The organism is Paenibacillus massiliensis subsp. panacisoli DSM 21345, assembly GCF_000426545.1.
GTDB classification, from domain to species: Bacteria; Bacillota; Bacilli; order Paenibacillales; family Paenibacillaceae; genus Paenibacillus; species Paenibacillus panacisoli.
Window position 1 is genome coordinate 154,079 of sequence record NZ_AUFO01000008.1, and the last position, 12,116, is coordinate 166,194.

The following is a 12,116-nucleotide window of genomic DNA, read 5'->3' on the forward strand; positions in this document are numbered from 1 at the left end:
TGGATATTATTGTAATTAATATTATAGGCACAAGAAAGCCCCCATCGTGAACTCCAAGAACGGTCACGTTACAGAGGCATTTGTTCTTAAGATTAGTAGTCATAGAAAAACCGCCGGAGACCGGCGGCTTATTCGATTGCATGACTTATGCGTTGATTTTTTCTTTTGCTACGCCAGCCAGCGAGTTGAACGCGTTGATATCGTTCACAGCCAGGTCAGCCAGCATTTTGCGGTTCATGTCGATACCAGCCAGCTTCAGACCATGGATCAACTTGCTGTAGGACAGACCGTTCATACGAGCAGCTGCATTGATACGTACGATCCACAGCTTACGGAAGTTACGCTTAGTTTGACGACGGTCACGGTAAGCGTATACCAGGGATTTCATTACCTGCTCATTAGCAGTTTTAAAAATGCGGTGTTTGGAACCAAAATAACCTTTAGCAAGCTTCAATACTTTTTTATGACGACGACGAACAACGAATCCGCCCTTTACTCTAGCCATATTCAAAGACCTCCCAAATAATGTTTATGCTTGTTGTACTTCCAAATAATCCGATACTATTTCAGGTTAGCCAATCCTTGCTTCAGGCGTCTTACATCACCTGGAGCCATAACAGGATTAGTGCCCAATACGCGCTTAGCACGCTTCGATTTGTGGGAAAGCAAGTGGTTCTTGTAAGCTTTGTAACGAGTCACTTTACCGGATCCGGTAATTTTGAAGCGGCCTTTGAGGCTGCTGTGAGTTTTCATTTTAGGCATTGTTACTTCCTCCTCAATTTTCCTTAAGCTTTGGAGCCAATATCATAATCATGCTGCGCCCTTCCAGCTTAGGCTGGCGCTCCACGGTGCAAATGTCTGCAACTTCAACCTTTACGCGTTCCAGAATCCGCTGACCGACATTGGCATGTGCAATCTCACGACCGCGGAAGCGGACAGAGCATTTAACCTTGTCGCCGGCTTTCAGGAATTTCACGACATTGCGGAATTTGGTCTGATAGTCATTTTCCTCAATGTTGGAACGGAACCATACTTCTTTCACATCAACGATTTTCTGGTTTTTACGGGCTTCCTTGTCTTTCTTCTGCTGCTCATAACGGAATTTGCCGTAATCCATAATGCGACATACCGGCGGCTTCGCCTGAGGTGCCACATTTACCAGATCCAAGTTCAGATCAATCGCCATCTGCAGTGCCTCTCGGGTCGGCTTGATGCCGATTTGTTCCCCATTGGCACCAACCAAACGAACTTCACGTACCCGAATCTCATCATTGATCATATGTTCCTTACTAATAACCTTCCACCTCCAGAAACTGAATGGATATAATCAAAAAAAGGGATGCAGGCTCGACAGCCGACATCCCTTCTAAATCACAATTCTTCATGAAGATAAAGCATCTCATAAATGATTGGATGAAGACCAGCCGATAGGATTATCGGTCAGGTGAGAAGTCGACCTTCTACTTGATCAATCCATGCTCAATAGCATACTCGATTATTATATATCATAATCTTGTGCAGAGTCAAGTCTTTTTACAAGAAAAAAATTCGAAGCCATGCGAGCAATTATCCTCAGCATGACTTCGAGCCTTGACTAATCGCCACTGGAAAATGGGACACACTACATCAGCGCCCCAACTGCTTACATAGCGTTGATTAGCCTTGCTTGCTTTGAACCTCTTCCAGTCGTACTACACGGGTATGCTGTGTATGGCTCCATTGCTTGTTGTTCTGCGTGAAGAACGCATAGAACGTAATCGGGTACCAAGAGATCAGATACACCGGGAACAGGAGCAGATACAGATACACCTTTTTGTAGGTCACCTTTTCCAGTGCCATCGCTGTTAAGAAGGTAACGATATTCAAGCCGACAGCAGCTACACCGATCCACAGCGGGAAGTGCTGATAGATATTTGCGATATTTGGTCCTTTGAAAAACACGTTATCCACCCACATTGCTGCCGTCATGAGGAAGGTGAACAAGACGATATACACATTCAGCCCGTAAAGAGCCATATCGAACTTGGTCAGACTCCGTTCTTTAAGCGCCTGCCAGAACAGTGGGAAGAAATAACGACGGGCCACCGTAAAGTGTCCCTGCATCCAGCGCAGTCTTTGTCTCGATGAAGCCTTGAATGTCAGTGGCTTCTCGTCATATACCTTGGCTTCGTAGTTGAATCTCGGATATACGTTACGCTGCGTACAACGCATTGTGAACTCAAGATCCTCTACCAGGCTGGTCGCGCCCCAGCCCATTTCCTTCAGCAGGTTGGTCTCAAAGCACATTCCCGTACCACCAAGGAAATTCGCCATTTTCAAATTACTACGGGACAACTGCCACAGGCGATTGATATACCAGTAGGAAATGCCGTAGGCAGCTGTAATCCAGGAATCCTCAGGATTCTTCGTATCAATGTATCCCTGAATGACACGTGCACCGTCGCACAGGTCATTATTCATTTCCTTCAGGAAGTCAGGATGGGCAAGATTATCAGCATCGAACATAACGATGGCGTCATATTGACGCGGCATCTTCCACAGCTCCTTGAGCATCCATTCTATAGCGTAGCCTTTACCTCTCAGATTCGGGTTCGTACGAACGCAGGCATTCATGCCATGACTACGGACGATGTCCGGAGTGCGATCCGTGCAGTTGTCGCAGATGACGAACACATCGTACAGCTCTTTCGGATAATTCAATTGCTTGAGATTCTCCATGAGAGCCCCAACTACCTGTTCTTCATTGTGTGCCGCTACCAGTACGGCAAAAGTTTTGACTGGCTCCGCATGCTTCTTTTTCTTCGTGCGATACAAGCCAAATAGTGAGAAACCAAACTGATAGACTGCGATTAGCGCAAGCAGAAGCTGCACCGTAATAAATATTGCGTCCAGCATGTTCTCCTAGAACCCCCTTTTTATACCCTTCCAATCATCATGAAACCTGTCTGTCTTTTTCTTTCTCTTGTTTCTGTTTCTTTTTTTATCTTTGTGTTCAAGCTTTCATGACAGGTTGCCCTGTCAAAGACCCCTGTGTTTCATTTTACTGGATGTTGAAGAATGCTGCTGAACCTCCCATCGGAATGCCATCTCGATTTTCCTTGGTTTTCATTCTTTTGTCAAAACCTTTAATTTGCTTCTTATGGCAGAAAAACCGTCTGGAATCTCCGATTATGGGGATGTTAAGCCTTCACTCTTTCAATCGTGCCTGTTATTGCTTATTCTCATCCATTTGCTTACTTTTTATTTCTTTGGTCCCTCCTTCGACAAACTACAGTAGACCCGATGCCTATCTGAAAGAGGATTGGACAAAGTTGGTGCGTGAACAGTTATTTCCGATTTCATTAGTTTATATAACTTAATTCACCTATCTTGAATCACTCGCTGCATGAGTCCCAGGTATGATTCAAGTTTTATTCAAGACGAAGTTATCGAGGAATTTGTTGCCATCCATTATGATTTTGCACGGTTTTAACATTTACCTGCCATTATGTTTCTTGAAAAAGTGCACAATAGAAAATATGATGAATGAGTGCCTAATTATCTCTCCCTAAAAAAGGATAAGGTACAGCAAAAAGGCCCCAGCGAATTTTGTTGAATCAGAGTGCTTCATAGGGAATTTTCCCTTCGTGGCTTAGAAGCGTGTATAATATGTATTCTTGGTATATATTCCATAAGTCCACGATTGGCTAACTTATACGAGTTGCACACCGCTCCATTGGCTAAAAAATGATCTGTGACTCAGCACCAGAAATTATATTATGTAAATGTTGGAGAAAGGGCCTGATAAGCTGGCCATCATTATAAGCTTAAATAAACTGCCGCGTCGCCAAGCGAAGCGGTTGCCGGAGGAAAGCCATGAATCGCTTAGTTATCAAATTGCTCCAATGGGAGCATGGAGTATTCAAGTTCATAAACGGAAGGCTGCACAACCGTTTTCTGAACTTCTGGCTGTACTATCTCACCCACTTGGGGGGAGCTACGTTTACGATTTCTTGTTCCTTATTATTATGGTTCGCTGCACCAGCTCCTTGGGGAAATGTAGCTTTCAAGTCGCTTGTAGCACTGGCCGTCAGCCATATTCCCGTAGCGATTGCCAAAAAGCTGTACCCTAGAGTCAGACCTTACATCAAGCTACCTGGTACAAAAACCTTTCGCAATCCTTTGACCGATCATTCTTTTCCGTCAGGGCATACTACAGCTATCTTTTCAGTAACCGTGCCATTCATGGCGCAGGCCCCGATTCTCATGGTCGTGCTTCTGCCCATTGCCATGATCGTAGGGGTCTCCCGAATCTATCTCGGATTGCATTATCCATCTGATGTACTGGCAGGCGCCACACTCGGCTCCTCCGCTGCGCTGGGTACAGTTGCATTCTGGCCATAAACCTTATATGTTAAGACTGAGTAAATCCTGCAGGAACAGGTGAACAGATGTGACAAAAAAACGTGTCTTGTTGTTATCAGAGGGCTTCGGGGCCGGGCACACGCAGGCTGCCCATGCACTCTCAAGTAGTCTGCGCAGGCTGTCACCACATGTCCAGACCAAGGTAATGGAGCTGGGCACCTTTCTAAATCCCAGGATGGCTCCATGGATCATTACAGCCTATAAGAAAACACTTACCTCTCAGCCTCGTCTGGTCGGCATGGTGTATCGTCATCAGTACAAGAAATCGCTTAATCGGTTAACAACCATGGCTCTTCATCGATTGTTCTATACCCATACAAGAAGCATCATTCGCCAGCTTAGACCTGATATGATTGTATGTACCCACCCCATCCCTAGTGCAGTAATCTCAAGACTGAAGCGGCTGGGATTAAATGTGCCGCTCTGTACAGTCATCACCGACTATGATGCACACGGTACCTGGATCACGCCGGAGGTAGACAAATATTTTGTCTCAACGCCAGAGGTCATGCGCAAGCTTCGCACCAGAGGAGTTCCGTTCATGAAGATACAGGTGACCGGAATCCCCGTACACCCGGACTTCTGGGAGCATCCCAGTCACGAGGAGATTCGGGAACAGTTCGGACTTAAGGCCATCCCTACAGTGCTTGTGATGGGAGGCGGCTGGGGGATGCTGAATGATACGCAGCTTCATGAGTTCATTTCCCGCTGGAAGAAGGACATCCAGATTATCTTTTGCCTAGGTAACAATCATAAAATGCTACAGAAGCTGCAGCAGGACAGCCGCTACAGGCATCCCCATATCCACCTGCTCGGCTTCACCCGCGAGATTGATAAGCTGATGGAAGTGTCGGACCTTCTGATTACCAAGCCTGGAGGAATGACTTGCTCTGAAGGTCTGGCCAAAGGGATTCCGATGCTGTTTCATAACCCACTGCCAGGACAAGAGGAAGAGAACAGCCAATACTTCACTGCCCTAGGCTTGGGGGAGACGATCTCTTCCACAGATGTCATCGTCAAATGGATGAATCGGATGGTTCACCATTATCCAGAGGTGCAGCAAAAGCGTAAGGCCCAGGCCGCCCGTATCGCCATGTATCACCCACTGCAAAGCGCACAAAGCATTATCGACATGCTGGAGCGTAGCCAGCAAGGAGTCATCCACTAGATCATTTCTGACAGTCATGCTCACGCAGAGCTACGATCATCAGGACTTATAACTAACAAACCGCCTCCGAAGTGAAAGAAGAGTCTTCCACCTCGGAGGCGGTTTTCTTTACCCAATATTATTGACGGAGCTCTCTACACGCACAGCTCACATCAAAAAGGTGCCGATGACGATGGACACACCAAGAATGATTGAGCGCAGCAGCTGTGCTACTGCCATATTGCCCTGAGCAATCTGGTCACATACACGCGTCTTAGGAGTCAGGAAGTCAAATACAATATAGACCAGACATAATACAGCGATGCCCACGACGGACCACAGTAGCATTTCCAGCCACGAATGGCTTGAGAAGGACACCATCCCCACGATAATGCACAACCCAAGCATTTTACTACCCATATACATCCCTGCAGCCTCATTGCCCTTGGCTATCTCTTCACTATCGTTATAGCGGGTCAATTTACTGAACACAAAGTAGCTACACACAAGGACAACCAGCAGAATGCCTAAACCTGTCAAGACATTAAGCAGGTTCACTCCCAAATTATTCATTTCTTCTCCTCCTGTTCTCTATCCATCACCGATGCTGCACAATAATAAGCCATATCTCCAGTAACCTTCTCCCCAATACGAGGCAAAACGCCCGCAAAGCAGCCTCCGATCACGAATACACCTGTCAGCAAATAACCACGGTATGGGCCTTCCTCTGTCTCGATCCGAACCTCCTGCATGGGGGCCAGCTCCTGATAAATCTTCGGTTGCTGATGATAGTAGGCCATAAGCTCTTCATCTTCATCTTCATCCTTACCCTCTGTAGGCAGCAGCTCCCTGTTCCCCTCAAACAACTCCGTGCCCCGACCTTCTCGTCCCCAATAGCTCTTGGCAACATAGGGTACGGACTGCAGCTCAAACGGTCCAGCTTCGAAATACGTAGGCAGCAAATATCGTGAAATCATCTCAAGCTCTTCATCCTGGAACAAACGGAAGCCGCAATACTCCGGGGTCTGCTCATTACGCTCATAAAGGGACCAGATCGTGGCCATGAAGCCTTTACTCTGCATCAGGACATGCTGTCCGGGATTCATCAGACCAAGCCGACCTTCCTTCACCAGTTCCAGCAACGCAACACCAATATCCACACCTGTCTTCTCATCTCGATCATCCACCAGGTATTCCAATGGATAGAGGCGGTATAAAAGATTGATCTTATGTCCCGCATGATATAGCGCATCGCCCGGAATGATCTCCAGCTCTTCGAGCGGCGCATAGCGAACGTCGAATCCAGCCTCACGACAGCGTTGCATCAGGTACTCCGTATTCGTGCGGTCCTCCAGGTGCTCACCGAACGAAGTGAACGTAATAGGCCCTTGCAAGCCCTGCTGTGCGTAAGCTTCCAGCCACATGCAAAAGCAGGCACGAATGCATTCGTCCATAGCTACAGACGGCGACGATAACCCTGCTCCTGCAGCTAGTTCGATAAGAGTGGATTCCAGCGCTGCTGCCTCGGGAATACCTGTAGGTGTATCCGTGTTGTTCTCGATACATTTAAGTCCGGTCTCTCCGATGATCCAATCCTGACGCGTGATGCCTCCTGTCACCATCTCCTGACGTACAACGGGTAATAGAGCAGGATGAAGACCGAGCTGCTGAATCAAAAAGCTGTCCGGTAGATAACGCTGGACGAAACGCATGACCTTGCAATAGATAGCATCAATAGCCTCTGCGGCAGCACACAGCTCCTGCATTTCGGTCTTTGTATACACGGTCAAGGCCGGAACACAATACTGCTTGCCGTACATTCGGTGATAAGGGACATGTCGCCCAGCCTTCCCCTCGAACACCTCTTCATGGCTAAGGGGCAAAGTATGTACTGCTCTCACGCTCTTCAACCTCCCGAGCCACTGAAGAAGCTTCCAAAGCCGCTTGACTTAGAACTGGACGAGCCTGAGGAGCTGTAGGAGCTTTTATCCTTACTTCCGTTATAAAAGGAGCTCCCTCCGCGGTAGGAGCTGTGACTGGAGCTACGCTCGCAGGAATTGTCATCATAATTTGGGTCACAATCGTCATTCGTGGTCGTACCACAGCCAGACAAGACTGCCGGGACGGCCAGCATTAGAGAGAAGGCAGCCAGCTTCGCCCGTGAGCCGGGACTGGATTTGCTTTTGCGCTCTTCTTCAGACATTTACAAATTCACCTCTTTCATGAACAACAGCACCTTCTTGGCTTCCGTATCTAGGACGGAGTATACGAATTCGTAGGTAGCCCCATTATGAACCATATAATGGTCCAGCAAGCGTTCAGCGAGTTCCATCGTATACGCGGTGATACCTGCCAGCTCCTTATCCTCGAATGATCTGCCATTCCATAGTCTATACTCCGCCATGAACATCAAAGACGCCGAGCGTGGTGACTTTACAGCATCAATAATGGCTGAACCATACTCAGCTGGCAGTTGGCGCTGCATGTCTGTCACATACACTGCATGATCCCGCCCATCGCTCTCATTGGATAGATGGAGCCATAGCTTGCCTGTTATCACAGTGGCGTCTACCAGCTTGCGCATGAATAGTTCATCACGGGGAACAGATATCTCGTCAAGTATCCCCGTTTCGGACTGACGCTCATCTGACCAGCTCCGATAAGTTATGAAGTAATAAATAACGATTACCTTCCTTTCCTTTCTCTGCAGAAGCTGCTTATATTGAATATTGAAACTGCATAACAAACGTATATAACGCACGACAAGGAAAAAAGTTACATACACATTTTTGTATAATGACTCTTCATTCTAGTTGAACCTAAATTTACGAGAAAAAGACGCAAGCTCCAGACTGTTTCAGCCTGAGCTTGCGCCCTCTTGTGGACCTTCTTCTTGTCCACTACCGAACCAAGTTGCCGAACGCACGTACGCCATAACATGGATCGCAATTAGTACTTGTCCAGCCTGGTCTTGTTATATTCTGCGTAAACCTTCTCGCCAATGACGACCTCCACCCGGTGGATGTTCATCCCTTTGCCCATGAATTTCTGCTCGTATTCTGTCATGACATGCTCCTCATTAATCCCGTCCCTATGCAGGTTCAATGAGATATTGGTCATTTGCAGGCCACTGTCAGCGAACGAATTCAGCGAGAATTCGAATAATGTCTCGGAATCCGTCTTAAAATGAATCTGACCGTCGCTATTCAGAATATAGCGGTATTTCGTAAGGAACCGAGGATGAGTCAAGCGACGGCGTGCATGCTTTGACTTGGGCCAAGGATCACTAAAGTTCAGATAGACCCGCTCGACCTCTCCTTCTTCGAAGACATTTTCGATGGTCTCAATGTTAGCCAGTGCCAGCTTCAGGTTGGGCGGTGTATCCACCTCGCGTTCACTCCAAGCATTTCTTGCCTTGTCGCTTGCTCTGCGGACCAGCTCATCATACATGTCGAAGCCTATATAATTGATGTCGGGGTTGCGGAAGCTCATCTGACTGATGAATTGTCCCTTCCCCATACCGAATTCCACATGAATCGGGCGGTCGTTACCGAACAGATTTGCCCATTTCCCCTTATGCTCTCCTGGCTCCAGTACAACCAGCTCAGGCTGCTGCTCCAGATTTTCACGTATTCCTTTTCTGCCGCGTAGACGCATCTTATTCCTCCATTAAATAAGTTCCTGTGTATTGCTTGCTCCCTGCAATATTGTGCCGAACTTCAGCTTAAAAGTAAACGGCTATTTTAGACAAAATGCGGATTTTGCACATTTCTTGAGTAATAAGCCTGTACTATCATCCAAATTCCTTATGCAGTTCAGGTCACTGAATGCTCGTTACGCATAGTGTAGTGCTAATCCTGATCACTGCTGGAAAAGGAAAAAGGAATCCACATGATCTTCCACTATGGACGATCAAGGAATTCCTTCTTCAATATATTTGGATTGGGGTCCAACTAAGTCAGTAGTTCATAGTCTACCTTATCTGTAGGGGGTAAATCAAATGTCTTTTCGCAGGCTGCCCGAATTTTTTGTCTTGCTGTCGTGCCGACCTGCTGATTTTGAGGAAAACGAACTCCCGTCAAAGCAAGCGCCTCATCAAATGTCAGTTCCACAAACACTTTATCTGGACGCGGCTGAGAAGCTTTTTCCATAACAAGATCACCTCAAGTTTTATTAGGAACCGGATATGCGATATTGCATATGACAACTGTGGGGTGGCTTATATTTGATTATCTGGTACCGCTATCAATATAACATATTGTGTTAACTTTTTCAAGCTCATCCCCTTGATTTCCGCAAGAATACACCTTTCGTTCAATTCCCCTTTTGCTATCAATAGTGATACAATAAATACGATTCAGGACTGCTTGTGCGGCATGACGCTATGCGCCAGGCATTCACATGATAAAAATACAGATCAGGGTCCAACTAAGCTGGTTCCAATCCGATAAGGAGCTTCTTCATGAATTCAAATCTGATCACTCCTCCCCGCTTGTGGAGAGAAAAGAGATTCCATACCTGGAATTATGAAATGCATGAGCAATTTCAGGATAAAGTATTCAAGGTCATGCTCGATGCCGGGTTCACATGCCCGAATCGCGACGGGTCCATAGCCAAGGGTGGCTGTACCTTCTGCAGTGCAAGAGGCTCAGGAGATTTCGCTGGACGGAGACGCGATGACCTGGTTACACAATTCAACACCATCCGTGACAGGCAGCACTTGAAATGGCCTAACGCAAAATATATCGGTTATTTCCAAGCCTACACGAACACCTATGCTCCGGTAGAGGAATTGCGCGAATACTATGAAGTCATTTTGCAGCAGCCTGGGGTCGTAGGTCTCTCCATAGCTACCCGTCCAGATTGCCTGCCTGACGATGTTCTCGACTATCTGGAAGAGTTGAATGAGCGAACATATCTGTGGCTTGAGATGGGACTGCAGACGGTTCACGAGTCCACCTCCGAATTGATTAATCGTGCCCATGACACTGAATGCTATCTAGAAGCCGTCGAGAAGCTGCGCAAACGTAATATCAGGGTATGTGCCCATATTATTTACGGACTGCCCCAGGAAAATCATGAGATGATGCTGGAGACTGGCAGAGCTGTCTCCCAGATGGATGTTCAGGGCATCAAGATCCACCTGCTGCACCTCATGCGCAAGACACCTATGGTGAAGCAGTATGAGGCAGGATTGCTACGCTTCCTTGAGCAGGATGAGTATGTAAAGCTGATCGTCGATACGCTGGAGTTCCTGCCACCGGAGATGATCGTTCATCGCCTGACGGGAGATGCTCCGCGGGATCTACTGATTGGTCCAACCTGGTCACTTAACAAATGGGAAGTTCTGAATGCTATCGATGCTGAGCTGAAGAGTCGTGATACGTGGCAGGGCAAATTCTGGAGGAAGCTCTGATGGGCTTCCTGTCGGTACTCAGCTATGCCCATCAGCTCATATCCGCCCGCATACAGCCAGGCGACTGTGCCATTGATGCTACGGCTGGGACTGGAGCTGATACGTTGTTACTAGCACAGGCAGCGGGGAGACGCGGTCACGTCTTCGGCTTCGATATTCAGGAGCAAGCACTTGCCCTGACCAGAGAACGGCTGACACGTGCTGAGGGCGCTCTAGCGCAGGTGACATTACTGCAGCATAGTCATGATGAAATGCTACTGCATATTCCAGCAGAGCTCCATGGCAAAGTAGCAGCAGTAATGTTCAATCTCGGCTACTTGCCAACGGATGGGGCTGATCATGCGATTATCACTCATACCCCTTCCACTCTGCGTGCGCTGGAGGCTGCTTTACAGCTGCTTCGACCACGTGGGATTATCACCACGGTCCTGTATCCAGGCCATGCGGGTGGAGATGAAGAAGCACAAGCCGTGCTGGATTGGGCATCAGCTCTCCCTGTGTCCGAGGGGCAAAGCATCATTTACCGCCAGCTGCAACGACCTGCCTCTCCTTTCGTAGTAGCGATCGAGAGAAAATAACAGGTTCCTGTTGTTACACAGTCGCCGTTGTTACTGAATGACTACGGTCCCACAGTGCGTGTCGTCAATGAAGTCTATGGTATTCCATTTCTAATTATAACTGCTTTGATTTGTGTTCTGGAGGAGGAGCAAGAATGGCTGTTGTCAAAATGGAGCATGTAGGTATTATGGTATCCTCAATCGAGAGGTCGATCGAGTTCTATGTCAAAGTGGTCGGCCTGCGACATTTGGAGACTGTCCAGCACCTGAACCCTGAGATTCGGCTCGCCTTTCTGGCCTTTCCCGGTCAGGAATCCGTGGAGTTGGAGCTAATTCAGGGGTATTCCGATGCATTGCCGAGTGAAGGACGTGTGCACCATGTAGCCTTCTCCGTCGATCATATCGACGTGGAATTCCATCGTATACGCACACTGGGCGTACATGGACTGGATACAGAGATCACCACTCTGCCTAATGGAAGTCAGTACTTCTTCTTCGACGGGCCGGATGGTGAACGTCTGGAGTTCTTCCAATCTACACGTAGTTCCATCTAATATTACATATAAAATCAATTTCACATTACACAAATGGA

The 12,116-nt window shown here is 47.6% G+C and carries 15 protein-coding genes; 5 read left to right on the forward strand and 10 right to left on the reverse strand.

Annotation, left to right across the window (positions count from 1 at the left end):
• Positions 1 to 145 precede the first annotated feature (145 nt).
• From rplT to K331_RS0105705, 4 genes are all read right to left on the reverse strand, one after another.
• Positions 146 to 505: a 50S ribosomal protein L20 gene (rplT, locus tag K331_RS0105690; RefSeq protein WP_018886449.1), complete on the reverse strand. Its 360-nt coding sequence runs from the start codon at positions 503 to 505 to the stop codon at positions 146 to 148.
• A gap of 56 nt (positions 506 to 561) precedes the next feature.
• Positions 562 to 762 carry a 50S ribosomal protein L35 gene (rpmI, locus tag K331_RS0105695; RefSeq protein ID WP_018886450.1) on the reverse strand — a complete coding sequence of 67 codons (201 nt, stop codon included), beginning with the start codon at positions 760 to 762 and terminating at the stop codon, positions 562 to 564.
• 13 nt (positions 763 to 775) lie between these two features.
• The gene (gene infC / locus K331_RS0105700) at positions 776 to 1,279 is read right to left on the reverse strand and encodes a translation initiation factor IF-3 (protein WP_018886451.1); all 504 of its coding nucleotides are present in this window, start codon (positions 1,277 to 1,279) and stop codon (positions 776 to 778) included.
• Positions 1,280 to 1,656: 377 nt separating this feature from the next.
• The gene (locus K331_RS0105705; protein ID WP_028589522.1) at positions 1,657 to 2,895 is read right to left on the reverse strand and encodes a glycosyltransferase family 2 protein; all 1,239 of its coding nucleotides are present in this window, start codon (positions 2,893 to 2,895) and stop codon (positions 1,657 to 1,659) included.
• 960 nt (positions 2,896 to 3,855) lie between these two features.
• Between K331_RS0105705 and K331_RS0105710 the strand changes: the two genes are divergently transcribed.
• Positions 3,856 to 4,383: a phosphatase PAP2 family protein gene (locus tag K331_RS0105710; RefSeq protein WP_028589523.1), complete on the forward strand. Its 528-nt coding sequence runs from the start codon at positions 3,856 to 3,858 to the stop codon at positions 4,381 to 4,383.
• Positions 4,384 to 4,432: 49 nt separating this feature from the next.
• On the forward strand, positions 4,433 to 5,572 hold the full coding sequence (locus K331_RS0105715; protein ID WP_028589524.1) for a UDP-N-acetylglucosamine--LPS N-acetylglucosamine transferase: 1,140 nt from the start codon (positions 4,433 to 4,435) through the stop codon (positions 5,570 to 5,572).
• Between the two features lie 147 nt (positions 5,573 to 5,719).
• On the opposite strand, the gene K331_RS0105720 is transcribed toward K331_RS0105715, so the two are convergent.
• The 6 genes from K331_RS0105720 to K331_RS0105745 form a co-directional block, all read right to left on the reverse strand.
• Positions 5,720 to 6,124, reverse strand: a complete 405-nt coding sequence (locus tag K331_RS0105720; protein WP_028589525.1) for a DUF350 domain-containing protein — start codon at positions 6,122 to 6,124, stop codon at positions 5,720 to 5,722.
• A complete protein-coding gene (locus tag K331_RS0105725) occupies positions 6,121 to 7,452 on the reverse strand; it encodes a glutathionylspermidine synthase family protein (protein ID WP_028589526.1) in 1,332 nt (443 codons plus the stop codon). Before K331_RS0105725 ends, K331_RS0105720 begins: the two co-directional genes overlap by 4 nt.
• Before the next feature lie 5 nt (positions 7,453 to 7,457).
• On the reverse strand, positions 7,458 to 7,754 hold the full coding sequence (locus K331_RS0105730; RefSeq protein ID WP_028589527.1) for a hypothetical protein: 297 nt from the start codon (positions 7,752 to 7,754) through the stop codon (positions 7,458 to 7,460).
• The gene (locus K331_RS32435) at positions 7,755 to 8,135 is read right to left on the reverse strand and encodes a hypothetical protein (RefSeq protein ID WP_226383534.1); all 381 of its coding nucleotides are present in this window, start codon (positions 8,133 to 8,135) and stop codon (positions 7,755 to 7,757) included. It abuts the gene before it with no gap.
• A 365-nt stretch (positions 8,136 to 8,500) separates the two neighbouring features.
• Positions 8,501 to 9,208 (reverse strand): tRNA (guanosine(46)-N7)-methyltransferase TrmB, encoded by a 708-nt coding sequence (gene trmB / locus K331_RS0105740; protein WP_028589529.1) that lies wholly within the window; start codon positions 9,206 to 9,208, stop codon positions 8,501 to 8,503.
• 296 nt (positions 9,209 to 9,504) lie between these two features.
• On the reverse strand, positions 9,505 to 9,702 hold the full coding sequence (locus K331_RS0105745) for a hypothetical protein (RefSeq protein WP_025681163.1): 198 nt from the start codon (positions 9,700 to 9,702) through the stop codon (positions 9,505 to 9,507).
• Between the two features lie 311 nt (positions 9,703 to 10,013).
• Here K331_RS0105745 and K331_RS0105750 point away from each other — a divergent pair, with 311 nt between their 5' ends.
• The 3 genes from K331_RS0105750 to K331_RS0105760 all read left to right on the forward strand — a co-directional run bounded on the left by K331_RS0105750 (position 10,014) and on the right by K331_RS0105760 (position 12,078).
• Positions 10,014 to 10,967 carry a TIGR01212 family radical SAM protein gene (locus K331_RS0105750; protein ID WP_028589530.1) on the forward strand — a complete coding sequence of 318 codons (954 nt, stop codon included), beginning with the start codon at positions 10,014 to 10,016 and terminating at the stop codon, positions 10,965 to 10,967.
• Positions 10,967 to 11,545, forward strand: a complete 579-nt coding sequence (locus tag K331_RS0105755; protein WP_028589531.1) for a class I SAM-dependent methyltransferase — start codon at positions 10,967 to 10,969, stop codon at positions 11,543 to 11,545. The genes K331_RS0105750 and K331_RS0105755 overlap by 1 nt, the downstream gene beginning before the upstream one ends.
• A 134-nt stretch (positions 11,546 to 11,679) precedes the next feature.
• On the forward strand, positions 11,680 to 12,078 hold the full coding sequence (locus tag K331_RS0105760) for a VOC family protein (RefSeq protein WP_028589532.1): 399 nt from the start codon (positions 11,680 to 11,682) through the stop codon (positions 12,076 to 12,078).
• The last annotated feature ends 38 nt before the right edge of the window (positions 12,079 to 12,116 follow it).

Excerpts from the sequence above, each read along its gene's own strand:
- K331_RS0105755 (WP_028589531.1), top strand. The coding sequence starts at position 10,967 with ATGGGCTTCCTGTCGGTACTCAGCTATGCCCATCAGCTCATATCCGCC.
- rplT (WP_018886449.1), bottom strand. The coding sequence starts at position 505 with ATGGCTAGAGTAAAGGGCGGATTCGTTGTTCGTCGTCGTCATAAAAAA.
- rpmI (WP_018886450.1), bottom strand. The coding sequence starts at position 762 with ATGCCTAAAATGAAAACTCACAGCAGCCTCAAAGGCCGCTTCAAAATT.
- K331_RS0105750 (WP_028589530.1), top strand. The coding sequence starts at position 10,014 with ATGAATTCAAATCTGATCACTCCTCCCCGCTTGTGGAGAGAAAAGAGA.
- K331_RS0105745 (WP_025681163.1), bottom strand. The coding sequence starts at position 9,702 with ATGGAAAAAGCTTCTCAGCCGCGTCCAGATAAAGTGTTTGTGGAACTG.
- K331_RS32435 (WP_226383534.1), bottom strand. The coding sequence starts at position 8,135 with ATGCGCAAGCTGGTAGACGCCACTGTGATAACAGGCAAGCTATGGCTC.
- trmB (WP_028589529.1), bottom strand. The coding sequence starts at position 9,208 with ATGCGTCTACGCGGCAGAAAAGGAATACGTGAAAATCTGGAGCAGCAG.
- K331_RS0105710 (WP_028589523.1), top strand. The coding sequence starts at position 3,856 with ATGAATCGCTTAGTTATCAAATTGCTCCAATGGGAGCATGGAGTATTC.
- K331_RS0105760 (WP_028589532.1), top strand. The coding sequence starts at position 11,680 with ATGGCTGTTGTCAAAATGGAGCATGTAGGTATTATGGTATCCTCAATC.
- K331_RS0105705 (WP_028589522.1), bottom strand. The coding sequence starts at position 2,895 with ATGCTGGACGCAATATTTATTACGGTGCAGCTTCTGCTTGCGCTAATC.
- K331_RS0105720 (WP_028589525.1), bottom strand. The coding sequence starts at position 6,124 with ATGAATAATTTGGGAGTGAACCTGCTTAATGTCTTGACAGGTTTAGGC.
- K331_RS0105730 (WP_028589527.1), bottom strand. The coding sequence starts at position 7,754 with ATGTCTGAAGAAGAGCGCAAAAGCAAATCCAGTCCCGGCTCACGGGCG.
- infC (WP_018886451.1), bottom strand. The coding sequence starts at position 1,279 with ATGATCAATGATGAGATTCGGGTACGTGAAGTTCGTTTGGTTGGTGCC.